At 67.1% G+C, this 25,420-nt stretch carries 22 protein-coding genes and 3 rRNA genes; 19 read left to right on the forward strand and 6 right to left on the reverse strand.

The features are described from left to right. Positions 1–438: 438 nt before the first annotated feature. From M3M54_RS03960 to M3M54_RS03975, 4 genes are all read left to right on the forward strand, one after another. A 16S ribosomal RNA gene (locus M3M54_RS03960) occupies positions 439–1,985 on the forward strand. Positions 1,986–2,342: 357 nt separating this feature from the next. Then, a 23S ribosomal RNA gene (locus tag M3M54_RS03965) occupies positions 2,343–6,077 on the forward strand. Between the two features lie 69 nt (positions 6,078–6,146). Next, a 5S ribosomal RNA gene (gene rrf / locus M3M54_RS03970) occupies positions 6,147–6,263 on the forward strand. The 16S, 23S and 5S rRNA genes sit together here, the layout of an rRNA operon. 116 nt (positions 6,264–6,379) lie before the next feature. Continuing rightward, the gene (locus tag M3M54_RS03975) at positions 6,380–6,931 is read left to right on the forward strand and encodes a hypothetical protein (protein WP_249020887.1); all 552 of its coding nucleotides are present in this window, start codon (positions 6,380–6,382) and stop codon (positions 6,929–6,931) included. On the opposite strand, the gene M3M54_RS03980 is transcribed toward M3M54_RS03975, so the two are convergent. From M3M54_RS03980 to M3M54_RS03995, 4 genes are all read right to left on the reverse strand, one after another. After that, the gene (locus tag M3M54_RS03980; RefSeq protein ID WP_249020888.1) at positions 6,894–7,466 is read right to left on the reverse strand and encodes a GNAT family N-acetyltransferase; all 573 of its coding nucleotides are present in this window, start codon (positions 7,464–7,466) and stop codon (positions 6,894–6,896) included. The genes M3M54_RS03975 and M3M54_RS03980 overlap by 38 nt on opposite strands. After that, the gene (locus M3M54_RS03985) at positions 7,411–7,650 is read right to left on the reverse strand and encodes a hypothetical protein (RefSeq protein ID WP_249020889.1); all 240 of its coding nucleotides are present in this window, start codon (positions 7,648–7,650) and stop codon (positions 7,411–7,413) included. Before M3M54_RS03985 ends, M3M54_RS03980 begins: the two co-directional genes overlap by 56 nt. 66 nt (positions 7,651–7,716) lie before the next feature. Continuing rightward, entirely contained in the window at positions 7,717–8,814 is a 1,098-nt protein-coding gene (locus tag M3M54_RS03990) for an isocitrate/isopropylmalate family dehydrogenase (RefSeq protein WP_249020890.1), read from the reverse strand. 148 nt (positions 8,815–8,962) lie between these two features. Then, the gene (locus M3M54_RS03995) at positions 8,963–9,565 is read right to left on the reverse strand and encodes an HDIG domain-containing metalloprotein (protein ID WP_249020891.1); all 603 of its coding nucleotides are present in this window, start codon (positions 9,563–9,565) and stop codon (positions 8,963–8,965) included. A gap of 21 nt (positions 9,566–9,586) precedes the next feature. On the opposite strand from M3M54_RS03995, the gene murA reads away from it, so the two are divergent. The 9 genes from murA (at position 9,587) to M3M54_RS04040 (ending at position 17,741) form a co-directional block, all read left to right on the forward strand. After that, complete coding sequence (murA, locus tag M3M54_RS04000; RefSeq protein WP_249020892.1) at positions 9,587–10,888, forward strand: UDP-N-acetylglucosamine 1-carboxyvinyltransferase; 1,302 nt, start codon at positions 9,587–9,589, stop codon at positions 10,886–10,888. Next, on the forward strand, positions 10,889–11,863 hold the full coding sequence (gene hisZ / locus M3M54_RS04005) for an ATP phosphoribosyltransferase regulatory subunit (RefSeq protein ID WP_249020893.1): 975 nt from the start codon (positions 10,889–10,891) through the stop codon (positions 11,861–11,863). Beyond that, entirely contained in the window at positions 11,856–12,497 is a 642-nt protein-coding gene (gene hisG / locus M3M54_RS04010) for an ATP phosphoribosyltransferase (protein WP_249020894.1), read from the forward strand. The genes hisZ and hisG overlap by 8 nt, the downstream gene beginning before the upstream one ends. After that, positions 12,497–13,753, forward strand: coding sequence for a histidinol dehydrogenase (gene hisD, locus M3M54_RS04015; protein ID WP_249020895.1), 1,257 nt, complete (start codon positions 12,497–12,499; stop codon positions 13,751–13,753). Before hisG ends, hisD begins: the two co-directional genes overlap by 1 nt. Continuing rightward, complete coding sequence (hisB, locus tag M3M54_RS04020) at positions 13,753–14,343, forward strand: imidazoleglycerol-phosphate dehydratase HisB (protein WP_249020896.1); 591 nt, start codon at positions 13,753–13,755, stop codon at positions 14,341–14,343. The genes hisD and hisB overlap by 1 nt, the downstream gene beginning before the upstream one ends. Beyond that, positions 14,340–15,017, forward strand: a complete 678-nt coding sequence (gene hisH, locus M3M54_RS04025; RefSeq protein ID WP_249020897.1) for an imidazole glycerol phosphate synthase subunit HisH — start codon at positions 14,340–14,342, stop codon at positions 15,015–15,017. Before hisB ends, hisH begins: the two co-directional genes overlap by 4 nt. Next, positions 15,014–15,754 carry a 1-(5-phosphoribosyl)-5-[(5-phosphoribosylamino)methylideneamino]imidazole-4-carboxamide isomerase gene (gene hisA, locus M3M54_RS04030; RefSeq protein WP_249020898.1) on the forward strand — a complete coding sequence of 247 codons (741 nt, stop codon included), beginning with the start codon at positions 15,014–15,016 and terminating at the stop codon, positions 15,752–15,754. Before hisH ends, hisA begins: the two co-directional genes overlap by 4 nt. Further along, on the forward strand, positions 15,754–16,515 hold the full coding sequence (gene hisF / locus M3M54_RS04035) for an imidazole glycerol phosphate synthase subunit HisF (protein WP_249020899.1): 762 nt from the start codon (positions 15,754–15,756) through the stop codon (positions 16,513–16,515). Before hisA ends, hisF begins: the two co-directional genes overlap by 1 nt. 380 nt (positions 16,516–16,895) lie before the next feature. Then, the gene (locus tag M3M54_RS04040) at positions 16,896–17,741 is read left to right on the forward strand and encodes a GNAT family N-acetyltransferase (RefSeq protein ID WP_249020900.1); all 846 of its coding nucleotides are present in this window, start codon (positions 16,896–16,898) and stop codon (positions 17,739–17,741) included. A gap of 25 nt (positions 17,742–17,766) precedes the next feature. Here M3M54_RS04040 and M3M54_RS04045 read toward each other — a convergent pair whose 3' ends face one another. Beyond that, positions 17,767–19,074 carry a PQQ-binding-like beta-propeller repeat protein gene (locus M3M54_RS04045; RefSeq protein WP_249020901.1) on the reverse strand — a complete coding sequence of 436 codons (1,308 nt, stop codon included), beginning with the start codon at positions 19,072–19,074 and terminating at the stop codon, positions 17,767–17,769. Between the two features lie 455 nt (positions 19,075–19,529). On the opposite strand from M3M54_RS04045, the gene M3M54_RS04050 reads away from it, so the two are divergent. Then, complete coding sequence (locus tag M3M54_RS04050) at positions 19,530–19,871, forward strand: hypothetical protein (RefSeq protein ID WP_249020902.1); 342 nt, start codon at positions 19,530–19,532, stop codon at positions 19,869–19,871. Positions 19,872–20,056: 185 nt separating this feature from the next. On the opposite strand, the gene M3M54_RS04055 is transcribed toward M3M54_RS04050, so the two are convergent. Then, positions 20,057–21,304, reverse strand: a complete 1,248-nt coding sequence (locus M3M54_RS04055) for a PQQ-like beta-propeller repeat protein (protein ID WP_249020903.1) — start codon at positions 21,302–21,304, stop codon at positions 20,057–20,059. 72 nt (positions 21,305–21,376) lie between these two features. Here M3M54_RS04055 and M3M54_RS04060 point away from each other — a divergent pair, with 72 nt between their 5' ends. The 5 genes from M3M54_RS04060 to M3M54_RS04080 all read left to right on the forward strand — a co-directional run bounded on the left by M3M54_RS04060 (position 21,377) and on the right by M3M54_RS04080 (position 25,420). Then, positions 21,377–22,636, forward strand: coding sequence for a hypothetical protein (locus M3M54_RS04060; RefSeq protein ID WP_249020904.1), 1,260 nt, complete (start codon positions 21,377–21,379; stop codon positions 22,634–22,636). A 9-nt stretch (positions 22,637–22,645) separates the two neighbouring features. After that, the gene (locus M3M54_RS04065) at positions 22,646–23,314 is read left to right on the forward strand and encodes a polyphenol oxidase family protein (RefSeq protein WP_249020905.1); all 669 of its coding nucleotides are present in this window, start codon (positions 22,646–22,648) and stop codon (positions 23,312–23,314) included. Beyond that, positions 23,302–23,961, forward strand: coding sequence for a YggS family pyridoxal phosphate enzyme (locus M3M54_RS04070; RefSeq protein ID WP_249020906.1), 660 nt, complete (start codon positions 23,302–23,304; stop codon positions 23,959–23,961). The genes M3M54_RS04065 and M3M54_RS04070 overlap by 13 nt, the downstream gene beginning before the upstream one ends. Positions 23,962–24,014: 53 nt before the next feature. Then, positions 24,015–24,563 (forward strand): cell division protein SepF, encoded by a 549-nt coding sequence (locus M3M54_RS04075; protein ID WP_249020907.1) that lies wholly within the window; start codon positions 24,015–24,017, stop codon positions 24,561–24,563. A gap of 80 nt (positions 24,564–24,643) precedes the next feature. Then, positions 24,644–25,420: a pyrroline-5-carboxylate reductase gene (locus M3M54_RS04080; protein WP_249020908.1), complete on the forward strand. Its 777-nt coding sequence runs from the start codon at positions 24,644–24,646 to the stop codon at positions 25,418–25,420.

The following is a 25,420-nucleotide window of genomic DNA, read 5'->3' on the forward strand; positions in this document are numbered from 1 at the left end:
CAGTGAGCGCGGCCACGCGCCTCCCAAGCTGGGTGAGTTTGCGCCCCCAAGTGAGATGTGGCTATACTCTTCTGCCCCGAGCGCTACGGCCTCGGGAGCATCATCCGGAGGGAGTTCCCTTCTCGGGCGAGGCGACGGTCTTTGAAAACTCAACAGCATGCGCACCTCGGCCTGCCTATGACCGAGAGTGTGTCCAGGTTCGACGCCGTTGTCCGGTGGCCCATTCATGGGCCTGCCTGGCGACGGTGCCAAGATTGACCCGTCTCGTCTTCCGGCCCCCTCGGTGTACTTGGGGGCCCCGATGGCCGCGCAAGTGGCCGGGCGTGGAGACGAGGGCCTCTTCGACCAGCGGAGAGGCCCAGGTTTAGCTCACTCGGCCGCGCGGCAACGTGTGGCCGCATGGGTGAGCGCCATTCCTGACAACTCTTTGTGAAGTTCTTCACGGAGAGTTTGATCCTGGCTCAGGACGAACGCTGGCGGCGTGCCTAACACATGCAAGTGGAGCGACGAACCGGGCTTCGGCCCGGGGCAAAGCCGCGAACGGGTGAGTAACACGTGGGTAACGTGCCCCGATGATTGGGACAACCCGAGGAAACTCGGGCTAATACCAAATGTGCCCTCCAGCCATAAGGCTCTTGGGGAAAGGAAGCTTCGGCCTCCGCATCGGGATCGGCCCGCGGCGCATTAGCTAGTTGGTGAGGTAACGGCTCACCAAGGCGACGATGCGTAGCTGGTCTGAGAGGACGATCAGCCACACTGGGACTGAGACACGGCCCAGACTCCTACGGGAGGCAGCAGTGGGGAATCTTGCGCAATGCGCGAAAGCGTGACGCAGCAACGCCGCGTGGGTGAAGACGGCCTTCGGGTTGTAAAGCCCTTTCAGTTGGGACGAAGCTTCGCCGGTGAATAGCCGGCTGAAGTGACGGTACCTTCAGAAGAAGCCCCGGCTAACTACGTGCCAGCAGCCGCGGTAATACGTAGGGGGCAAGCGTTGTCCGGAATCATTGGGCGTAAAGCGCGTGTAGGCGGCTCGATAAGTCTGCTGTGAAAGTCCAGGGCTCAACCCTGGAATGCCGGTGGAAACTGTCGAGCTAGAGTCCGGAAGAGGCGAGTGGAATTCCTGGTGTAGCGGTGAAATGCGCAGATATCAGGAGGAACACCAATTGCGAAGGCAGCTCGCTGGGACGGTACTGACGCTGAGACGCGAAAGCGTGGGGAGCAAACAGGATTAGATACCCTGGTAGTCCACGCCGTAAACGATGGGTACTAGGTGTAGGGGGTGTCGACTCCCCCTGTGCCGACGCTAACGCATTAAGTACCCCGCCTGGGGAGTACGGCCGCAAGGCTAAAACTCAAAGGAATTGACGGGGGCCCGCACAAGCAGCGGAGCATGTGGTTTAATTCGACGCGACGCGAAGAACCTTACCTGGGCTTGACATGTGTCTGACCGCCGTGGAAACACGGCTTCCCTTCGGGGCAGATTCACAGGTGGTGCATGGCTGTCGTCAGCTCGTGTCGTGAGATGTTGGGTTAAGTCCCGCAACGAGCGCAACCCCCGTCGCATGTTGCCAGCATTAAGTTGGGGACTCATGCGAGACTGCCGGTGACAAACCGGAGGAAGGTGGGGATGAGGTCAAGTCATCATGCCCCTTATGTCCAGGGCTACACACGTGCTACATTGGCGCGTACAGAGGGCTGCAAGACCGCGAGGTGGAGCGAATCCCTTAAAGCGCGTCTCGGTTCGGATTGCAGGCTGAAACTCGCCTGCATGAAGGTGGAGTTGCTAGTAATCGCGGATCAGCATTGCCGCGGTGAATACGTTCCCGGGCCTTGTACACACCGCCCGTCACACCATGGGAGTGAGCAACACCCGAAGCCGGTGGCCTAACCCGCAAGGGAGGGAGCCGTCGAAGGTGGGGCTCGTGACTGGGGTGAAGTCGTAACAAGGTAGCCGTAGCGGAAGCTGCGGCTGGATCACCTCCTTTCTAGGGAGCCCGTAATGGGCAACCGGGGCCCGTCAGGCAATAATGCCTGGCGAGTCCGGCACCCAGGTTGAACCTTGAGTTCACCGGTGCCGGCAGAGTTCCCGGACTAGAGATGTCGACCGAGCCTGGTCGGTCCGTGTCACGAGCGATCGTGATGGCGGACCGCATGCTGTTGAGTTTTGAGAGACCGGCGTCGCGCCGGCGGCTCACTGCGTCAAACGCTGAGCCTGCCCACGCGGCGCCCGAGCCTCCTCGCGGACCTTGAAAACTGCACAGTAGCCAATGTAAACGGGTATCACCGAGTGGTGACTTCGGTCACTACTCATGTGAACCACTTGTGGTTCACAGCAAGATCACCGTCAAGATAGTAAGGGCACATGGTGGATGCCTTGGCACCTAGAGTCGATGAAGGGCGTGAACGGCTGCGATAAGCCGCGGTGAGGCGCTGAACAGCCTTTGACCCGCGGATGCCCGAATGGGGAAACCCGGCACCGGTAATGCGGTGTCATCCCACGCTGAACACATAGGCGTGGCGACGACAAGCGGGGGAAGTGAAACATCTCAGTACCCCGAGGAAAGAAAATCAACCGAGACTCCCTGAGTAGTGGCGAGCGAAAGGGGATCAGCCCAAACTCCGTACGTGTAAGCGGTCACGCGTTGCGTACGGGGGGTTGTAGGGCGTTTGTTCCGAGCTGTGACCGGCTCGGCGACAGTTACAAAATCAAGCGATAGTCGAAGCGCGTGGAACCGCGCACCAAAGAGGGCAATCGTCCCGTAGATGAAATCACTTGATCTGTCGTCAAGCGTTCCTGAGTAAGTCCGCACCCGTGAAACGCGGACTGAAACTGGGGGGACCACCCTCCAAGGCTAAGTACTCCTAGGTGACCGATAGCGGACTAGTACCGTGAGGGAAAGGTGAAAAGTACCCCGGAAGGGGAGTGAAATAGTACCTGAAACCACGTGCCTACAAGCGGTGGGAGCGGCTTCGTGCCGTGACCGCGTGCTTTTTGCATAACGAGCCGGCGAGTTACTCGTCTGCGGCGAGGTTAAGCGATGAGCGGAGCCGAAGCGAAAGCGAGTCCGAATAGGGCGACATAGTCGTAGGCGGTAGACCCGAAGCTGAGCGAGCTACCCATGGGCAGGTTGAAGCGGGGGTAAGACCTCGTGGAGGACCGAACCGACCTAGGTTGAAAACTGGGCGGATGACCTGTGGGTCGGAGTGAAAGGCTAATCAAGCTCAGTGATATCTGGTTCTCTCCGAAATATATTTAGGTATAGCCTCGGATTAATTCCGTGGCGGCCGTAGAGCACTGTTTGGACTAGGGGCCCTACCAGGTTACCGAATTCAGGCAAACTCCGAAGACCGCCACGGCTACTCCGGGAGTCAGTTGCTGGGGGATAAACTTCAGCGTCAAAAGGGAAACAGCCCAGACCGCCAGCTAAGGTCCCTAAGTACTAGCTAAGTGGTAAACGATGTTCGAGTGCATAGACAACCAGGAGGTTGGCTTAGAGGCAGCCACCCTTAAAAGAGTGCGTAACAGCTCACTGGTCAAGTGTTCGAGCGCGGACAATGTAACGGGGCTCAAGCTAGTCACCGAAGCTGCGGGTGCGACGAAAGTCGCGCGGTAGGAGAGCGTTCCCAGGGCAGTGAAGCGGCGGGGTAACCCAGCCGTGGAGGCCTGGGAAGTGAGAATGCCGGCATAAGTAACGAAAGAAGGGTGAGAATCCCTTCCACCGATTGCCCAAGGATTCCTGAGTAAAGTTCGTCTGCTCAGGGTTAGTCAGGACCTAAGGCGAGGCCGAAAGGCGTAGTCGATGGCCAACGGGTTGATATTCCCGTACCACGTCGCGTTCGTTTGACCGATGGGGGGACGAGGAAGGCTATGGGAGCCCAGGCGATAGTTGACCTGGGGTAAGCGTGTAGGGGTGGCTCTAGGCAAATCCGGAGCCGCTTAACCTGAGACGCGATGCCAGCTGGCCCTAGGGCCGGCGAGTCCCGGAAGCCCTGCCTCCAAGAAAAGCCTCTAGGGAGAATGCGCGTGCCTGTACCAAAACCGACACAGGTGGGCAAGTGGAGAACACTAAGGTGATCGAGATAACCCTCGTTAAGGAACTCGGCAAAATCGCCCCGTAACTTCGGGATAAGGGGCGCCCCAGTAGGGTGAAGCACTTCGCGTGTGGAGCCCGAGAGGGCCGCAGTGAATAGGTTCAAGCGACTGTTTACCAAAAACACAGGTCTCTGCTAAGTCGAAAGACGACGTATAGGGGCTGACGCCTGCCCGGTGCCGGAAGGTTACGTGGAGGTGTTAGGGGCAACCCGAAGCACCGAAACTAAGCCCCGGTAAACGGCGGCCGTAACTATAACGGTCCTAAGGTAAATTCGTTGCCCTCCGCACTGGTAACAGTGCGGTTAGCATTCGGCTATATGCTGGAAAACCCGTGTATCCGTCCGGTACTCGGCCTAGACTTCTGTCGTGGTCAGTGACAATCCGGAAGGTGCGGAAAACCAGCAGGAAAGGCTGAGACAGCAAGGCTGGGTCATTGGTTTTGTAGACGGAGAAGGATGCTTCTCGATCGGTTTCGTTCGCCAAGACGGGGACGGAGACCGAGGCGGCTACAGGACTGGCTACCAGGTCACGCATGAGTTCGTCGTCACACAGGGCGCTTCAAGCGTCGCGTGCCTACACGAACTCCGGCAATTCTTCGGTGTGGGACAGGTGATTGCCAACCGGCGTCACGACAACCACCGAGAGGACCTGTATCGCTACGTTGTGCGGCGAAGGGCGGATCTGATCGACGTGATCGTTCCATTCTTCCAAGCACACACGTTGCACTCGTCCAAGCGCGAGAACTTCGCGAAGTTTGCGGAGTGTCTTGAGCTGATCGATGCCGGCGAGCATCTGTCGAAAGACGGGCTCATCGGGATCGTGAAGATCGCCGAGACGATGAATCGCCAAAAGCCCAGGCTCGAGCTTCTCAGAATCCTCAGAGGCCATACGCCGAACATCCATGACAGTGGATGATGAGATGGTCCCATCTGCATGGCGACATGCAGGGAAGCGCGCGGTGCACCAGAGGACGCGCGTTCCGCCTTCGGCCAGTCGCCGAAGGTAAGACATTTAGCGAAATTCCTTGTCGGGTAAGTTCCGACCTGCACGAATGGCGTAACGACTTGAACGCTGTCTCAACGAGGGGCTCGGTGAAATTGCAGTCTCGGTGAAGATGCCGAGTACCCGCGGCTAGACGGAAAGACCCCGTGAACCTTTACTACAACTTGGTATTGGGGTTCGATGCATCTCGCTCAGGATAGGTGGGAGGCTTAGAAGCACCGGCTGCGGCTGGTGTGGAGCCATCCTTGAGATACCACCCTTGGTGTATTGGATCTCTAACCGCACGCCGTGAATCCGGGTGCGGGACAGTGACAGGCGGGTAGTTTGACTGGGGCGGTCGCCTCCCAAAATGTAACGGAGGCGCGCAAAGGTTCCCTCAGCACGGTCGGAAATCGTGCGTAGAGTGTAAAGGCAGCAAGGGAGCTTGACTGCGAGACAGACATGTCGAGCAGGTACGAAAGTAGGCCTTAGTGATCCGGCGGTAGCAAGTGGAAGCGCCGTCGCTCAACGGACAAAAGGTACTCCGGGGATAACAGGCTTATCGGGCCCAAGAGTCCACATCGACGGCCCGGTTTGGCACCTCGATGTCGGCTCGTCGCATCCTGGGGCTGTAGTAGGTCCCAAGGGTTGGGCTGTTCGCCCATTAAAGCGGTACGCGAGCTGGGTTCAGAACGTCGTGAGACAGTTCGGTCCCTATCTGCCGTGGGCGTTGGAGAGTTGAGAGGATTCGTCCCTAGTACGAGAGGACCGGGATGAACGCACCTCTGGTGTATCAGTTGTCGTGCTAACGGCACTGCTGATTAGCTACGTGCGGATCGGATAACCGCTGAAAGCATCTAAGCGGGAAGCCGGCCTCAAGATGAGCTCTCCCATCCACTAGATGGAGTAAGACCCCTGGTAGACCACCAGGTTGATAGGCCAGATCTGGAAGGGTGGTAACACCCGTAGGAGACTGGTACTAATGGGTCGAGGGCTTGACGGTATTTTGATACCCGTACATTGGCGCTGTGTAGTTTTGAAGGCCCGCGAGGGGCCCGGTCTCTCGCCACTTTCCGGTGGCTATGGCGAGGGGGAAACACCTCTTCCCTTTCCGAACAGAGAAGTTAAGCCCCTCAGCGCCGATGGTACTTGGCTTGAAAGGGCCTGGGAGAGTAGGTCGCCGCCGGTTTCTTTAGGTGTCGCGCGAGCCGCCTGACCGAAAGGTTGGGCGGCTCTGCTGCGTTCGGGATATGATGCCCGCGGAGCCAGCCGAGCTTCGCGACCCACATCCAACCCGACCGCGAGGTGCTGCGGTTCGCCGGCGGACATCTCGTCCGCGAGGCCTGCGTCGGCGGTGAGCTGCGCTCGCGCGCGACGGCCATTGTGGGAAGCACACTCAGCGAGCTCGCCGACTTCTGCGATGTGGATCTGGACGCAAACCTCGATTTCGGCCACGACGCGCCCGCTGTGGGTGACCGGACGCGTCCGATCCAGTTCGATCAGGTGGCGGCCGAGGCGCTGCTGCGGTGGTACCAGATCGGGGCGGCTGCGCTTGACCAGGTCATCACCGTGGCCAGTGATTGCTCACCGGTCCAGCTCTGGCCCGAACACTTCGATGTGGCCATTGACCTGCGCACCGCGGGTGGGCGCTGCAACCTCGGGGCGGCGCCGGCCGATGCCTTCTCGCCGCAGCCGTATCTGTACGTCGGGCCGCACGGTGCCGATCGACCGGGCGAGCAGGCCTACTGGAACGTCACGTTTGGCGCGCTGCTCGGCGCCGAGTTGGTGCTCGCCGACCCGGATCCGGTGGCGGCGGCGGTCAGCTTCTTCGCGCAGGGCCTGCGATTGCTCGGCTGAGCGGTTCCGGCGCCGACTCCAGCCGGTACACGCTCACCGGCACACCGGGCGGGGAGACGGTGTTGAACGCAAACTCCATTCCCAGGTGGCCCGCGACAGCGAGTGATGCGTGGTTGTCGGGATGGATGCGTGCCGTGAGCTCCGTGGCGCCGAGCGCGGTGAACGCGTCGCTGGCGACCGCGAGCGCGGCCTCGGTGCTGTAACCGTGCCCCCAGTGCGCCGGTGAAAGCCACCAGCCGATCTCATACTCGTCAGGTGAGAGCCCGGGCGTGCCCTCGCCCATCAGGTTCAGCGCGAGCAGCCCGATGTCATCACCGCTGCTCAGCTGTGAGACCACGCGCCAGCCGAAGCCGTGCTGCTGCCAGTGCTTGATGGCCGCGTCAGCGACGGCGATCGCCTTCATCGCGCTCCACGTGCGACCGTCTGAGATGTAGCGCGTGACGCGCGGGATCGAGCTCAGCGCAGACAGCAGCGCCACGTCATCGGCGGACCACGGCCGGAGCAGCAGCCGCTCGGTTTGCAGCACGTGCGCCACGCCGGGCAATGTTAGGACGCCGCGCAGGCGCGATCGCGCAGCCGGCGCTCGCACGCTTGCGGTAGTAGTCCACGTCCGCGTAGAGCCTGTCGCCGTCAACCACGTAGTCGTAGTCCCCGAGCAGCATGTCGTCGATCGCGTCGCTGATTCTGAGAAGGAGCCCACCTAGGCGAGAACAGAACATATGTTCGTAGCATAGGTTCGGGCTCGGACGGAACCGCCGGCGGGGCCCAGGACGCGGACGACAGCGCTAGCCGAGTGCTGCCCAGGCTTCGTGCTTGGTGTGGATCCGGTCCACCACCGCTGCGGTGAACTCGGTCGTCCCCGCCGAGCCTGACAGGTCAAAGGTCTTCACGCCGGCGGCGACGGCCTCGAGTGCGGATTCGTAAATCGCGCGCGAGGCGCGTTCTGCGTGCGCGCCGTAGCGGTCCGCGGCGTGGTGCATCACAGCGCCGCAGGCGAGGATCATCGCAAGCGGGTTGGCGATGTCCTTGCCCTGCAGTGCGGGCGCGGTGCCGTGCGGGGCCTCGGCCATCGCGACCGTCGTGTTGTAGTCATCGTCAAAGGCCAGCAGCACCGACTCGGCGCCCGCGATCGACCCGAACATCGGCAGCACGAGGTCAGACAGGCAATCACCGTCGCGGTTGAGCGCCGGGATCACGAGCGTCTTATCGGTTGCGCCCGAGAGCAGCCCGGCATAGGTCGCGTCGATCAGCACGGGCTTGTAGTCGACGTCTGGGTGACGCGCGGCGGCGGCGTCCATCTCCTCCTTGAGCATGCCCTCGTAGATGGCCGACACCGTCCATTTGGGGCCGCCGTAGACGCGCGCATCCAGGCGCTCGGCGGTCCTGAAGGCGTACTCGGAGACGGCGCGGCAGGTTGAGCGCGTGATCCGCTCCTCACGGTAGGCGACCTCATCCGGGGCGTCCGGTGTGCCTTCGCGCCACTGCTTGGCCCCGTAGGCGTCCTCCACGGCCATGCGCACCACCGAGATCGGGTAGTAGACACCGGCCATCGGCGCGACCCCGGGCAGCCGCCGTCCGGTCCGCACGATCACCTTGCCGCCGATGCCCTCGCGGACGATCGCGTTGGGGGTGCCGACATCCTCGCGCCCCTCCGGTGTGATCGTCGCAGCCTTGATGCCCAGTCCAGCCGCCCGCATTGCCGCCGCGGCGTCGTGGACGACGCCGTTCTGGGTCGCACGCCGGTTGCCGAGCGAGAGGTCGTAGCGCTCAAGCTCGACCGGAAAGCCGAGCAGATCCGGGTCGAGCACCCTGAGCGCCTGCTCGAGCAGCTCCTGGCCGGTCTCATCGCCCTCCAGCACCACAATCCTGATCGCGTCGGTCATCGCCCGTCACAATAGCCCAGCGACCCGATCGTTGCTGTCTGTTATCGCGTACGGCTGTTCAGGACCGCAACTCCGCGGAGTTTCAACGGTGAAACAGCACACGGCTGGGGCGCCCCAGCGCTGGAACCTCCGTGCTGCTCAACGCTGCTCAGCGCTGGGGCACGAGCGACGGCGAGACCTGCTCAAGCGCCGCGATCACCCGCGCGACGTGCTCGTCAAAGTCGACGCCCAGCGCGTCGGCACCGGCGGTCAGCTGCTGGCGATCCACGGCGGCGGCAAAGCTCGGCTGCTTCATCTTCTTCCTGACCGACTTGGGGCTCATGCCGGCCAGTCCCTCGGGCCGGACGTAGGCGACCGCCAGCACGAAGCCCGAGAGCTCATCGACCGCGTACAGCGCCCGTTCCAGCTGCGTCTCGCGGGTTATGCCGAGGTAATCGGCGTGCGAGCCGACCGCGCGGATCAGCTCCTCCGGGTAGCCACGGCGCCGGAGCTCCTCCATTGCGACGCGCGGATGCCCGGTACTCAGGTCCGGGTGCCGTTCGTAGTCCAGGTCGTGCAGGAGTCCTGTCAGGCCCCAGAGCTCAGGATCGGCTTCAAAGTGCTCTGCGTAGGCGCGCATCGCCGCCTCGACGGCCAGCATGTGGCGGCGCAGCGAGTCGCTCTCGGTCCACTCGCAGACCAGCGCCCAGGCCGCCTCGCGGGCGTCCTGCGCGGACTGCGGCAGCGTGCCAGACGTGGTCTCGGCGTCCATGCCGTTACCTTACTGGTAGCCATGGAAAAGTTCGTGATCGAAGGCGGCGCGCCGCTGTCAGGCACCGTCATACCGGCTGGCAACAAGAACGGGGCGCTGCCGATCCTCGCCGCCACGCTGCTGACCGACGAGGATGTGACGCTGCGCAACATCCCGCGCATCAAGGACGTGGACGCGATGCTCGCGCTGCTGGCATCGCTCGGCGCCGCGGTCACGTGGAGCAGCGGCGGCGAGGTGCGCGTCAACACCGGCGCCGTCAGCCGCACCAGCGTCGACCGCGAGCTCGGTGAGCGCATCCGCGCCTCCTTCCTGCTGGCCGGCCCGCTACTTGCGCGCTTCGGCCGCGCCGAGATGCCACCGCCAGGTGGTGACGTGATCGGGCGCCGGCGCCTTGACCCCCACTTCGATGCGATGCGGGCACTCGGTGCCGACGTTGAGGTCGGCGCCAACATCCGCCTGACGGCGCCCGCCGGCGGCCTTGCGCCCTGCGACTTTCTGATGGACGAGCCCTCCGTGATGGCGACCGAGAACGCGCTGCTGGCAGCCGCGCTGACGCCCGGCACATCCGTGATCCGCAACGCCGCCTCCGAGCCGCACGTGCAGGATCTGGCGCGGATGCTGATCAAGATGGGCGCTCAGATCGAGGGGATCGGCTCAAACGTGATGATGGTCACCGGCCGCGACCGGCTGCACGGCTGCGAGCACACGATCGCCCCCGATCACATCGAGATCGGCTCGTTCATGGCGCTGGCCGGGGTCACCGGTGGCGAGCTCACGATCAAGGACACCGTGCCGGAGGACCTGCGCATGATCAGGCTGGTGTTCGAGCGGCTCGGCCTGAAGAGCACCATGATCGGCAATGACGTGCACGTCCCGGGCAACCAGCACCTGGTCATCCAGAGCGACGCGGGCGGCTACACGCCGAAGGTCCAGGACGGCCCCTGGCCGGCGCTGCCAGCCGACCTCACCAGCGTTGTTGTGGCGCTCGCCACCCAGGCCGAGGGCTCGGTGATCATCCATGAGTGGATGTTTGAGAGCCGACTGGTGTTCACCGACAAGCTGCAGCTGATGGGCGCCGCGATCACGATCTGCGACCCACATCGAGCGATCGTGGTGGGCCCACGCAGGCTTCGCGGCCAGCGCGTGGAGTCCCCCGATATCCGTGCCGGCATGGCGATGCTGATCGCGGCGCTGTGCGCGCAGGGCATAACCGAGATCGGCAACATCCGCCAGATCGACCGCGGCTACGAGCGGATCGACGAGCGTCTGCGTGCGCTCGGGGCGCGGATCACGCGCGTTGAGGACAACAGCATCCGCGGCTGAATGAGCGTGGTCGACCGCACCCCCACCGGCACCCGCGACGTGCTGCCTGACGAGATGCGCGAGCTGCGCGCGCTGATGGCGCGCATGCGCGAGGTCTTTGAACGCGGCGGCTACGGCGAGGTTTACACGCCTGCGCTCGAGTACGAGCGCACGTTCACGCGCGGCGAGGCCTCCCGCACGAGCTCTCCGTACCGGCTCTTCGACGAGCACGGCAACGTGCTGGTGCTGCGCTCGGACATGACCATCCCGATCGCGCGGATGGTCGCAAGCCGCTTCAGGACGGCTCCGACGCCATTGCGCTTCTGCTACTTCGCGCACATCTTTCAGGGCGTCCGACCGCGCCGCGGCCAGTCGCGGGAACTGCTGCAGGCGGGCGTGGAGTTGATCGGCGCGCCGGGGCCCGACGGCACGGTCGAAGCGCTAACGCTGCTCTGCGACGCGCTGGAGGCGGCCGGGCTCGAGAGCTTCAAGGTCGGGTTGGGTGATGTCACCCTCTACCCGACGCTCCTGCGCTCGCTTGGCGTCGGCGATGAGGACAGCGACACGATCCTCGCCGAACTCGCGCTGGGTGACTTCGTCGGCGTCGCGCGCGAGCTCGCGCGCCTGCGTCTGCGCGAGGCCGACGCCGAGCTGCTGCTGCGCGTACCGCGCATGCGCGGCGGCAGCGAGCTGCTCGAGGGACTCGACGGACCGCTGCATGACGCGGGCACCGGTATGCGCGAGCTGCTCGGCATGCTCGAGCCACGGACCGCGCGCCGGGTGATCTTCGACTTCGGCCTGGTGCACAACCTCGGCTACTACACCGGCGCCATCTTCCAGGTCTACGACCCCGCCTACGGCATGCCACTGGGTGGTGGCGGGCGCTACGACGACCTGCTCGGCGACTTTGGCCGCCCGTTGCCGGCCGTCGGTTTCGGTCTTGATGTCGAGCGCGTGCACATTGCGCTGCGGGCCGAGGAGCGCAGGCGTGGCTGAAACCCCTGCGAGCCTCGGTCTGCGGCTGGCCGTCCCGCGCGGCGCTCTGCTTGGGGAGACGCTTGATCTGCTGGACAGCATCGGCATCGACTCAAGCGCCGTGCGCGAGAACGACCGGCGGCTGCTGTTCGCCGACGTTGGCATCATCACCATGCGCCCCTCGGACGTGCCGACCTATGTGGAGGCGGGCGCGGCCGACGTCGGCATCACCGGCAAGGACGTGCTGATGGAGCAGGCGGAGCGGGCGATCTACGAGCTCGCCGATCTCGGTTACGGTCGCTGCACGATGGTCGTGGCCTCGCAGGCGGGGGAGGACCCCGCGGCGGACGCGCTGCGCAGGCTCGGGGTGGTGCGGATCGCGACCAAGTACCCGCGGATCGCCACCCGCCACTTTCACGAGAGCGGCAGGCAGGCCGAGATCGTCGAGGTCAAGGGGTCGGTGGAGCTGGCGCCGCTAACCGGCCTCGTGGACGCGATCGTCGACCTGACCGCGACCGGGACCACGCTGCGCGAAAATGGGCTGGTGGTGCGCGAGCAGATCGCCGAGTGCACCGCCCGCCTGATCGCAAACCCGGTCGCCGACAAGCTCAGGGCCAGGGCGATCGACACGCTCGTCTCGAGGATCTCCGGCTGATGTTGGCGGCGCTGAGCGAATTTGACGGACAGCCGGCCGCGCTCGCCCAGCAGCTGCGCGCGCTGGTGCCGGACGGCGACTCGGTCGCAGCGGCGGTCGCTGAGATCCTCGCCGACGTGCGCTCAGGCGGTGAACGGGCCGTACGCCACCACACCCGGCTTCACGACACCCGCGGCGCCGATCCCAAGCCGCTGCGCGTCACACGCAGCGAGCTCGCACAGGCCCGCGCGGAGCTTGACCCAGAGGTCGCCGCCGGCATCGAGCTGGCGATCACAAATGTCGGGCAGGTTGCGCGCGCAGCCCTGCACGCGGACCGCCGCGTCGACTTTGGCGGCCACAGCGTGACCGTGCGCGAGACCCCGGTGCACCGGGCCGCGGTGTACGTGCCAGGGGGGCGCGCACCCTACCCGAGCACCGTGGTGATGGGTGTTGCGACCGCGCGCGCGGCTGGCGTTCAGACGGTCGCGGTGTGCAGCCCGCCCGGCCCCGACGGGGATCTGAACCCCGCCATCCTTGCCGCCTGCGAGCTGGCCGGCGCGGACGAGGTCTACCGCATGGGTGGCGCCCAGGGAGTCGCCGCGCTCGCCTACGGCACCGAGCAGATCGAGCCGGTGGACGTGATCGTGGGGCCCGGCAACCTCTACGTGCAGGAGGCCAAGCGACAGCTCTCGGGAATCGTTGGGATCGACTCCTTCGCGGGCCCGAGCGACATGCTCGCGATCGTCGACCCGCAGTACCCGCTCGAACCGCTGGCGCTCGACCTCCTGGCCCAGGCCGAGCATGGCGCCGGCACGATCGTCGTGGCTGTCTGCCCCGACGCCGCGCTGCTTGACGCGCTGGCCGAGCGCCTGGCCGCAGAGCCGCTTGCGACCGACGCGGTCTGCCGGCTGGTGCACGCGCCGACATACGAGCTTGCGCTGGCGATCGCGGAGGCGTTTGCACCCGAACACCTGGAGTTGCTCGGCCCGCTGGCCGAGCAACTCGCCCCACGCATCACCCGCTCCGGCTGCGTCTTCATCGGCACCGGCACCGCCTTCGGGGACTATGTCGCCGGCTCAAATCACACGCTGCCGACCGGCGGCGCGGCGCGCTTTGCCTCAACGCTCGGGCCCCACCACTTCCGCCGCGTCTTCACCGAGGTCCGCATCGAGCAGCCGCGCGCGCTCGCGCAGGCCGCCGCGCCACTCGCGCGCGCCGAGGGCTTCGAGTACCACGCGCGCTCGATGGAGGCAAGAATCGGGGAGAATCAGAGCTGATGACCCGCACAGGCACGGTTGACAGGCGCACCGGCGAGACCGAGGTGCATGTGACGCTGACGCTCGACGGCACCGGCGCCGGGCGCCGGAACACCGGCGTGGGCTTCCTTGATCACATGCTCGACTTGCTCGCGCGCCACGGTCGCCTCGACCTCGAGGTCGAGGCGAGCGGGGACCTTGAGACCGGCGCCCACCACACGGTCGAGGACGTCGGCATCTGCATCGGCCAGGCACTCGACCAGGCCCTGGGCGACCGCAGCGGGATCACCCGCTACGGGTCGGCCACGGTGCCGATGGACGAGGCCCGGGCGCTGTGCGCGATCGACATCTCCGGGCGCGGCCTGCTGGCCTTTGAGGCGGAGCTGCCGCCGGGCGCGATCGGCAACTTCGACCACGAGCTGGTGGAGGAGTTCCTGCGGGCCCTGGCCACCAACGCGAAGCTCACCTTGCACTCAAGCGTCCAGGCCGGAACCAACGCCCACCACGTGATCGAGGCGGTGTTCAAAGCGCTGGCGCGGGCGCTGCGCGCAGCCGCGACGATCGACCCCAGCGAGCAGGGCGTGCCCAGCACCAAGGGCACCCTCAGTTGAGCGCCAGCCCGGTGCCGGCTGCCGACGCGCCGCGGATCGCGGTCGTCGACTACGACATGGGCAACCGGCGCTCGGTGGAGAAGGCGCTTGCGCATGTCGGCGCACAAACCGTGCTGACCCGCGACCCGCAGACACTCGCGGATGCGGACGCGCTCGTGCTGCCCGGTGTCGGTGCCTTCCCCAGTGGTGCCTCGAGCCTGCGCCGTTACGGCCTCGACGTGCTGCTGCGCGAGCGGGTGAGCGCCGGCACGCCGCTGCTCGGCATCTGCCTTGGTATGCAGCTTCTGTTTGACTCCTCCGACGAGCTGGGCGTGGAGACCCCCGGCCTGGGGCTGGTGCCCGGTCGGGTGCGGGCCCTGCGTGCAGGCGGGCTGCGGCTGCCGCACATCGGCTGGAGCGATGTGCGGATCGAGCGGCCATCGCCGCTCAGCTCGCGCCTGCCGGCAACCGGCGCGCCCTTCTATCACGTGCACTCCTACGTGGCCGAGCCGGCTCGCGAGCAGGACGTGGTGGGCACAGCGGAGTACGGCGAGCGCTTCGCGACGCTGGTCGCTCACGGCCAGGTGTACGGCACGCAGTTTCACCCCGAGAAGTCCTCGCGCGACGGCCTCTCTCTGCTGGCGGCCTTCGCCGCGCTGGCACGGGATCGCCGCGTCCAGGCGGTGAGCGCGTGATCCTGCTGCCGGCCATCGACATCCTCGACGGCAAGGCCGTGCGCCTCGCGCGCGGGGACTTCGCGCAGCAAACCACCTATGACTCAGACCCGCTCGAGGCCGCGCGGCGCTGGGTCCATGACGGTGCCAGGACGCTGCACATCGTCGACCTCGACGGCGCCCGCACCGGCACGCCCGCCAACCTCCAGCACGTCGAGCGGATCACGCGAACGCTCGAGGTGCCCGTGCAGCTGGGTGGCGGCCTGCGCACCCTGGCGGCGCTCGAGGCCGCCGCTTCAAGCGGCGCCGCGCGCCTGATCGTCGGCACCGCCGCGCTGCGCGACCACGAGTTTCTGGAGCAGGCGCTGGCGCGCTACGGGGAGCGGCTGGTCGTCTCGCTGGACGCGCGCGGCGGCCGGCTTGCCGCGGCCGGTTGGACCGAGGACACCGAGCTGCAGGCAACGGCGGTGCGCGACGAGTTGCAGCGCCGCGGCGTGCGCCGCTTCGTCTTCTCGAGCATCGAGCGTGACGGCATGCTGAGCGGCCCCGACATCGACGGCGCACGAGCCTTTGCGGACGGTCTCCAGGGGAGCTTCGTCTACTCCGGCGGGATCGGCGAGCTGGCTGACCTGGCGGCGGTGGCCGAGCTTCGGCTAGCCGAGATCGAAGGGGTGATCGTCGGCAGGGCGATCTATGAGCGGCGCTTCGGCGTGGGGGAGGCGCAGCAGCTGCTGGACGCCGCGGCGGGGGACGGCTGATGCACTACAAGCGCGTCATCCCCTGCCTTGACGTCGACCGGGGCCGCGTGGTCAAGGGCACCGGGTTCGTCGACCTGCGCGACGCCGGCGATCCCGTTGAGCTCGCGGTCCGCTACGACCAGGCGGGCGCCGATGAGCTCGTCTTCCTTGACATCACCGCCACCTCCGACCAGCGCGACACAGTCACTGAGCTCGCCCGCCGCACCGCCGACGACGTCTTCATCCCGTTCACGATCGGTGGCGGGATCCGCTCTGTGGAGGATGCGCAGGCGGTGCTCGACGCCGGGGCCGACAAGGTCTCGGTCAACTCGGCGGCGCTTGCCAGACCGGAGCTGATTGACGAGCTGGCGCAGCGCTTCGGCGCCCAGTGCGTGGTGGTGGCGATCGACGCCAAGCGGTCACCGGAGGGCGCGGGCTGGGAGGCCTACGTTGCTGGTGGCCGACGCCCGGCCGGGCGCGACGCGGTCGCCTGGGCCAGCGAGGCGGCACAGCGCGGCGCCGGCGAGATCCTGCTCACCAGCATGGACCGTGACGGCTCAAATGCGGGCTATGACCTCGAGCTGACGGCGGCTGTCGCCGCGGCTGTTGCGGTCCCGGTGATCGCCTCCGGTGGCGCCGGCGAGCTCGATCACCTCGTGCAGGCGCTGGCCGCCGGGGCCGATGCGGTGCTGTGCGCCTCGATCTTTCACTACGGCCGGCACACCGTGGCTGAGGTCAAAGCACACCTCGCTGCGGCGGGTCTGCCGGTCCGCGAAGGCTGAGATGGCCCTGGCGCAGTCACCGCGCGCTGCGGTGACTGCGCCAGGGCCTCCTCAGTGATCCGAGAAGCCGCTAAGCGGCTTCTTCCACGTAACCGGCCGCTGCGCAAGCATCGCAGTACGCGGCGGGCGGAACGCGGGGCTCGTAGCAGCCGGGACGGCAGCAGGTCGAAGACCGCTTGGGGCGGCCCCTACCAATGCGGGCGGCCGCGGCATCCTTGAGCTCCTCACGCATGCGGTCAAGCTCGGCCGCGTGCGTGGCGCAGAAGCGGCGGCCCTTTACGGCCGGCTCCTGGCAGTGACTTCCACTTCGACAACGCATAGGCTGAAGATTGTAACATCTGGGCCTTGAATTTGCAGGCTTTCTGCGTCGCGGACCGGCTGTGAGCACCCATATCCGCAGCCTCGTGTGGAGCACCGACATAGACGTGCTCGCTGCCGATCACGAGCTGATCCGCCGTCACGGCTACTGGTTTGTGCGCTCGCCGAGCAACCCAACCTACTGGTGGGGCAACCTGCTGCTGTTCGACGCGCCGCCGCAGTCCGGCGACGGTGCGCGCTGGCAAACGCTCTTCGCACGGGAGTTCGCTGCTCACCCGGAGGTCAGGCACTGCACGGTTGCCTGGGACCGCACCGACGGTGAGCTCGGCGCCTCCATGGGCGAGCTGGTGGCCAGGGGCTTTGAGCTCGAGCGGACCGCCGGGCTGATCGCCACGCCCACCAGCCTGCGCGAGCATCCCCGTGCCAACCGTGAGGCGCAGGTCCGCGCGCTTGACCCGGACGCCGATGAGGAGCTGTGGGCGGCGGTGATCGGCGTGCAGATGGCCACGGCTGAGGAGTTCGAGCTCGGCGCGGCCGACGATCGTGACTACCACCTCGCCTTTCGGCGCGGCCGCCAGCGGGCCCTGCGCGAGCTCTTCCGCGCCGGACGGGGTGGCTGGTACGTGGCCTTGATCGACGGTCAGGTGGCCGGCTCGCTCGGCATCGTGGTCACGCAGGGACGTGCCCGCTACCAGACCGTCGACACGGTGGCGGCCTTCCGGCGCCTGGGCGTCGCCAGCCGCCTGGTCCATGCCGCCGCGCAGTCCGAGCTTGCCCGGCAGCGGATCGATCACCTCGTGATCGCTGCCGACCCCGACTACCACGCCCTGGGCCTGTACGAGAGCCTCGGCTTCACGCGTGTGGAGGAGGTCGTCGGCGCCCTGCGCAAGCCCGGGCCCGCGGCGTGAGTCGCTGACGGCACGGCGAGGGCTGCTATCTGGCTGGCACGAACTTGTAGAGCACGTAGTCGCCCATCAGGAAGAGCGCCCCCGGCTCGGCGATCACCGTCGTGTAGGAGCCGTGCGGGAAGTAGAAGACCTGCTTGCCCGTGCGGGCGTCAAAGCCGTAGCTGCCGCGTACGTACACGGTCGAGACGTAGACGGTGTGACCCACGACGGTCGCGGAGCCAGAGATCGCGCTGCCGACCGACGCGGACCAGTCGATCCCACCGGTGGCGGCGTTGATCGCGTAGAGGTCACCGTCATAGGAGCCGATGTAGACGGTCTGGCCGAGCCCGGGAATATCAGCCACCGCCGGCCCCGAGTAGACGTAGCCGCCCAGCGAGTCCGACCACAGCTGCGCGCCGCTGGTGGCCGAGAACGCGAAGGCGCTGCCGTCGTTATTGCCGACGTACGCACGGCCGTAGGCAACCGCTGGAGTGGAGTAGAACTGGCCGCCGGGGCTCTGGGCCCAGACCTCGCGGCCGGTCCTGGCGTTGACCGCGTAGAAGCTGCCGGCGTAGTTACCGAAGTAGAGGTTGCCGTGCCAGTAGGCGGGACCGGCCTTGATCGAACCGCCTGTCTGAAAGGTCCAGTTGACCGCGCCGGTCCGCACGTTGAGCGATGTGAGCGTGCCCGCCTGATCGCCGAAGTACACGGAGTTGCCGACGATCACGGGGGAGGACTCGCTGCCGCTCGGTACCGGATAGCTCCAGAGCGTCCGGCCGCTGAGCATCGAGACGGCGGCCGCCTCGCCGCCGACCGCCCCGATCGTGCTGCCGGTCAGCGACAGCACCGAGACCACCATCAGCCTGTGTCTCACGTCCAGTGCCGGCGTTGAGGCCGACAGACCGCAGCCGTGGCAGCTGCCCATGTGCTTCTCCCAGATCAGCTGGCCGGTGCGGATGTTCACGCGCTTGACGGTGGCGCCGTCATCCATGTAGTAGAGGTTGTTGCGCCAGATCACCGGCGGAAACTCGAGCAGCGCGTTGCGCCCGAGCTTCCAGGCCAGCCGCAGCGGTGGATGCAGTGTCGGCCGCGCCGCGAAGTCACGGGTCCTGGTGGCGTGACCACCGTAGAACGGCAGCGTGAAGTTGTCGACCGGAGGCTTCACCGGTGTGGACGTGGTGGTGGTCGGCGGCGGGGCGGCGGCCGACGAGGTGGTGGTCGTCGCTTGGGCGGCGGGCCTGGCGTGCGCCCGGTGGCCCCCGGCAGCAAAGCCGTAGACGACCGCTGCCACGGCGAGTGCCGCGGCGGCGACGCCGGCAGCAAGGCGCAGAGAACCGAGCTGGAGAAAGCGCATCCGCGACCAGCCTACCCGTCTTGAAGCCGCCTCACACCCGCTGCGAAGGCTGTGCTGGCGAGGGACCGACGTGGGCAGCTGCGTGATGCTGTCGTGCTCGCCTCGCAGGCGCTTCGAGACCTGTGGCTGGGCGAGGTCGGGTACGGCGATAAGCCGGCCACCCGTACCTAAAAGGTATGCGTCAACGCGACGGGCCAGTCATGTGTCCATCCGCCTGAGATCATCGTGAGCCGCGCTGCGAGTCTCCCCAGGGGGTTGATCATCTCCACCAAGACCTCACAGACGCAGGCGCTGGCAGCTACAAAAGCACCCTGGCACGCGCTCTGGGGTCCGCCGGTGGGCGCCGCGAATGGCAGCAGGAGCGCTTTTGGACGGCCTCCTGGTCGCGGCTCAGACCGTTCGCGGCGTGGACTCGAGCGGGTCAACTTGCCGGTCTCGAAGGCCGATAGGAAAGTATGACTGGCCTCTCCCCACGCCGGATGCTCGCGATCATCGAGACACAGAGCGAGATTGCCTCCGCTGGGCTGGCGCTCGACGAGGTGATGGCGCTCGTCGTCTCACGTGCGCAGGCGATCACCGGTGCGGCGGCTGCGGTGGTGGAGCTAATCGAGGGTGAGGAGATGGTGTATCACGCGGTCAGCGGCTCGGCCGAAGGGTTCCGCGGTGTCGGACTGTCCTGGGGCCTGGCCGCGTTGGCCGGCGATGATCCGGACACCGTGGTGTTGAGGGCCGACGCGGCGCTCTACGACGCCAAGCGGCGTCGGGGCCGGCGTACCGGTGCGATGCCCCGCGCCTGACGCTCGTCTCGCGTTGGGAGCAGCGCCGCGAGCCCGGCACGAACGAGATCGCGTTGGTCGCTCATCGCGCAGGCCATCGTCGAAGGCTTGCCGGTCATCACCGCCGACCAGCGCTTTCGCGCCCACGGCATCCAACTTCGGTGGTAACGAGGTCCGCCCGCTGCCGGCGAGCGGCGCACCGGCAGCTACCTGGTGGGCACCAGCTTGTAGAGCACGTAGTCGCCCATCAGGATCAGCGAGTTGCGGTCGGCCACCACGGTCGTGTAGCCGCCATCGGGGAAGTAGAAGTCCTTCTTGCCGGTGGTCGCGTTGTAGCCGTAGCTGCCCTTCTGGTAGACGGTCGAGACGTACACCTGGTCGTTGACGACCGTTGCCGAGCCGGAGATCGCCGGGTTGGCGCCGCCGGTGTAGGAGGCCCAGTCGGTCGCGCCGGTGCGCGCGTTGAGCGCGTAGAGGTAGCCGTCGTAGGAGCCGATGTAGACGGTCGGGCCGAGGCCCGGGACGGTGGCCACCGCGGGCCCGGAGTAGACGTAGCCACCGAGCGTGCGCGTCCAGGCCGGCGTGCCGTTGTTCGCCTGGAAGGAGTAGGCCGCACCGTTGTTGTTGCCGACGTACACGCGGCCGAAGGCGAGCGCCGGGGTGGAGTAGAACTGTCCGCCGGGGCTCTGCGCCCAGACCTGCTTTCCGGTTTTGGCGTTGACCGCGTAGAAGCTGCCGGCGTAGTTGCCGAAGTACAGGTTCCCGTCGTAGTAGGTGGGACCGGCCTTGATCGCCCCGCCGGTGGGGAAGGTCCAGTTGACCTTGCCCGTGAGCACGTTGAGCGAGTGGAGCGTGCCGGCCTGATCGCCGAAGTAGACGGAGTTGCCCACCACCATCGGCGATGACTCCGTGCCGCTCGGCACCGGGTAGCGCCAGAGCGTCTTGCCGCTCAGCATCGAGACCGCCGCCTCCTCGCCGCCCACCGCGCCGATCGTGCTGCCGGCCACCGACAGCACCGAGACGAACAGGAGCTTGTGCTTGACGTCCAGGGCCGGGGTGGAGGCCGACAGGCCGCAGCCGTGGCAGCTGCCCATGTGCTTCTCCCAGATCAGCTTGCCGGTGTGCAGGTTGATGCGCTTGACGGTCGCGCCGTCGTCGATGTAGTAGCCGTTGTTACCCCAGATCGAGAGCGGGAACTCAAGCAGCGCGTTGCCACCCAGCCGCCAGGCGATCTTGAACGGCGGCGCCACGTTGGCGTTGGCGGTGAAGTCGCGCAGGCGCGTCTGTCCGCCGCCGTAGAACGGCACCAGCAGCTGCTTGGTCTTCGGGGCCGCAGGCGTGTTTGTCGTCGGCGTGAACGCCGCCTTGGTGTTGACCGTATTGGTCGGCTTGCCGAGCTCGTGCACCGCGTAGGCGCCGACCGCGACCGCGACCAGCACCAGCAATCCGGCCATCAGCCAGGTCCCGCGATTTGACCTCGGTAGATGCATCGGGCACGGAGAGTAGCCGTAAGCGAAGATGAACCCGTGCAGATCCCGCCCGCGAGCCCGGTCACGACACCGATCGCGCCGACACTACGTGAGCGCGTGGCCGCCCTCGCGCCCGCGGCAAAGCTCGTTGACGCGGGCGCAAGGGCAGGTATCGCCGCCTACCTGGTGGGGGGCACGGTGCGCGATCTGCTGCTCGACCGCGAGCCGCTCGACATCGACGTGGCCGTGGACGGCGAGCCCGATCGTCTGGTCGCGCTGCTCGACGCCGTCGAGCTGAACGCTGAGGCCCCCACACCGACACGCTTTCAGACGCTGGCGCTCGAACTCTGCGGCGCCCGCGTTGACATCGCCCGCACACGCAGCGAGCGCTACCCGCACCCGGGGGCGCTGCCGGAGATCGCACCAGCCGGGATCGAGGTCGACCTGTGGCGGCGTGACTTCAGCGTCAACGCGATCGCGGTGGGGCTGAGCGGCCCGTACACCGGCGCGCTGCTGGCACTGCCGGGCGCGCTTGAGAGCCTGGCCGCGCGCCGGCTGGCGGTCCTGCACGATCAGAGCTTCATCGACGACCCCACGCGGCTGCTGCGGCTCGCGCGCTACGCCGCGCGGCTGAGATTCCAGCCCGAGGCGCACACCCGTGCGCTTGCCAGCGAAGCGATCGCCGCCGGCGCGCTAAAGACCCTGAGCGGACCCCGGCTCGGCAATGAGCTGCGTCTGCTGGCGGCCGAACAGGAGCCGCTTGCGGCCTTCGCCGCCGCAGCCGAGTTGGGGCTGCCCTGGACGCTCGACCGCAGCCGGGCCGCAAGGGCGCTTGAGCTGCTGCCCCCCGACGGCAGGGGCGACCTGCTCGTGCTCGCCGCCAGCTTCAGCCAGCAGCCGTACAGCGCCGACGCACGCTCGCTTAAAGCGACGCTCGACCACCTCGGCTTCAACGCCAACGAGCGCGAGCGCATCGTGCAGACCGCGGGCCGGGCGCCCGCGCTGGCTGCGCGCCTCGCAGCCGCGCGCAGCGGTGCGGAGATCGCCGCGGCCGTCGCGGGTTCGCCGGTCGAGGCGGTGGCGCTCGCGGCGACGCTGTCGGGCGAGACGCAGGCGCGCAGTTGGCTCGCCGACCTGCGCCATCGCGCGCTTGCGATCAGCGGCGATGATCTGATCGCGCACGGCATCCCTGAGGGCCCGGCGGTCGGCGCGGGGCTCGCCGCCGCCAGGGCGGGGCTCTTTGACGGCCTGGCCGACAGCGGGCGGGCACAGCTCGAGCTGGCGCTGCGGGCCGCGTCCGCGCAGCGCCAGCGGTAGCCTCAAACCATGCAGCTGAGCTCCCCGTTTGAGGACTGGGAAGGACAGATCGCCGTGGAGCTCCCGGGCGCACGCGCGCTCTTCACCACCCGCAGCTGGGGCGACGCGCGCGACGGACAGACGGAGCTCGCCGCCAGGCTCGGCGTGCGCCTCGCCCGCCCCCAGCAGGTGCACGGCAGCACCGTGCTGGTCGCTGGCGACCCCGAGCAGGTCGCCAAGACGCAGGCCGACGCGGTCATCACCACCTCGCCCGGGGTCGCACCGACGGTGCTGACCGCAGATTGCCTGCCGATCGTGATCAGCACGCCCGGCGCCGTCGCGGCCGTGCACGCCGGCTGGCGTGGACTCGCCGAGGGCGTGATCGCAAACGCCGTGGCGGCTCTGCGGCGCCTGCGCGGCGGCGTGCTCAGCGCCGCGATCGGCCCGGGCGCTGGCGCCTGCTGTTACGAGGTCGACGAGGACCTGCACCGGCGCTTCAACGCACGCAGCCAGGACTTCCGCGCAGGGCGCAACCTGGACCTCAAGGCGATCGCCCGGGTGCAGCTGATGGAGGCGGGGGTGGCGCGCGTGCACGACTGTGACATCTGCACGATCTGCGCGCAGCCGCAGCTCTGCTTCTCCTACCGGCGCGACGGACCCGAAACGGGCCGTAACGCGGCGATCGCATGGTTGAGCTGATCAGCGGGCTCCGCGCGCAGGACGTGCGGTCAAACCTCGCCGAGGTCCGCGAGCGGCTGTCCGCGGCCGGACGCGACCCTGACTCCGTCCAGATCCTGGCGGCGGTCAAGTACCTCCCGGTCGACGAGCTTGACGCGCTCGTGGCCGGCGGCGTCACGCTGGCGGGCGAGAACCGCGCACAGGACCTCGTGCTGAAGGCACGCGCGCACCCCGAGCTCACCTGGGACTTCATCGGGGCGCTGCAGAGCCGCAAGGTTCCACTGCTGTTGCCGCACGTGCGCTACATCCACTCGGTCGCAAGCGACTCGGCGCTCGCCCAGCTGGCCAAGCACGGCAGCTCCCAGACGCGCGTGCTGGTCGAGGTCAACGTCGCCGGCGAGGAGGGCAAGAGCGGGATTGAGCCGGCGGCGCTGCCGGCCTTCCTCGAGCGCTGTCCGGTACAGGTCGTCGGCCTCATGACGATGCCGCCGCTGGCGGCTGACGGGGACGCAAACCGCCGCCACTTCGCGGCGCTGCGCGAGCTCGCGGCAGCGCACAACCTGCATGAGCTGTCGATGGGCACAAGCCAGGATTACGTGGCGGCAGCGCAGGAGGGCGCGACCATCATTCGCCTCGGCACGCTCCTCTACCGGCGCCACGCGCCATAATCGGACGGCGCACAGCAGGGAAAACGGACGCTAACCCGAACTGAAGGCCAGACATGGCATTTCGCGACACATGGCATCGAACCCTTGTCTACTTCGGCCTCGCAGAGGAGGACGACGTATACGACGAGGACTTCGAGCCCTATTCGGAACCGGAGGTCCAGATGCAGGACAACTACCGGGATCGCCCAACCGTGCGCCGGCTGGACACACGCTCGCGCAGGCGCCGCGACGAGTTTGACGACATCTTCAGCGACGACGTTGGAGAGCATCGGACGACCGTCCTGCGACCGGTTGCGACCCGTCCAAGCCGTGCCACAAGCACCGACGTGCGCGTGCACTTCGTGGCACCCAAGAACTTCAACGACGCCCAAGACGTGGCCGACAGGTTCAAGGATGCGATCCCCGTGATCCTCAACCTGCAGGGCACCGACTCGGATCTGGCCAAACGCCTGATCGACTTCTCAAGCGGCCTCACCTACGCCCTCGACGGCGGCATGGAGCGGATCGCCGACAAGGTCTTCATGCTGACCCCGCAGAACGTCGAGGTCTCGGCGGACGAGCGCGCGAAGCTGATCGAGAAGGGCTTCTTCAACCAGAGCTAGCGCCGTCTGCGTGCCGCCGGGCCCGCTGGCCCGCGGCACGGCGACCGCCGGCTTGGGGCGCCGACGGTACGCTTGCGAGCGTGAAGGTCGGTCTGATCGGCTCGGGCAACATGGCACGCGCGCTCGCACGTGGCTGGGGCGAGCCCGTGCTCTGCACCGACAGCGGGTCCGGCAGGGCACAGCAGCTGGTGGACGAGCTCGGCGGTGAGCGCGTGGCCAGCAACCGCGAGCTGGCGCAGTGCGTCGATGTCGTGATCCTCTGCCACAAGCCCTACCACCTCGAGGAGGTGGCGGCGCAGATCGCCGACGTGGCGCCCGCAGTCGTCTCGGTGCTCGGTGGCACCGGGACGCAGGCGCTGCAGCGCGCGTACCCTCGCTCTCAGGTCTTTGCGCTGATGCCCAACACCTGCGTCGAGGTCCGCCAGGGGGTCACCGTCTACGCGCAACGCGAGCCGGCCGCGGCGGCAGCGCTCGACGCTGCGCTGGAGCGTGAGGTGATCGCGCTGTTCGAACGCGTCGGCAGGGTTGTCTCGGTGCCCGAGCGCCTGCTCGACATCGCCAGTGCAATCAGCGGCGTGGGGCCCGCATACCAGGCGCTGCTCGCGGAAGCCCAGGTGGATGCGGCCGTGCGCCGTGGCCTGGGGGCGGAGCTCGCGGCGCAGCTCGTCACCGCGACGATGGCCGGCAGCGCCGCGCTGATCGCAGCGCGCGGCTACGACACCCTGGCGGTCCGGCGTGAGGTGACCTCACCCGGTGGCTCAACCGCGCGCGGTCTGGCTGCGCTCGAGCGGGCGGGCATCCGTACGGCTTTCCAGGACGCGATCGACGCGGTCGCAACACCGGTCGGGAAGCGTTGA

The sequence above is a fragment of the Conexibacter sp. S30A1 genome (assembly GCF_023330665.1).
GTDB lineage: Bacteria > Actinomycetota > Thermoleophilia > Solirubrobacterales > Solirubrobacteraceae > Palsa-465.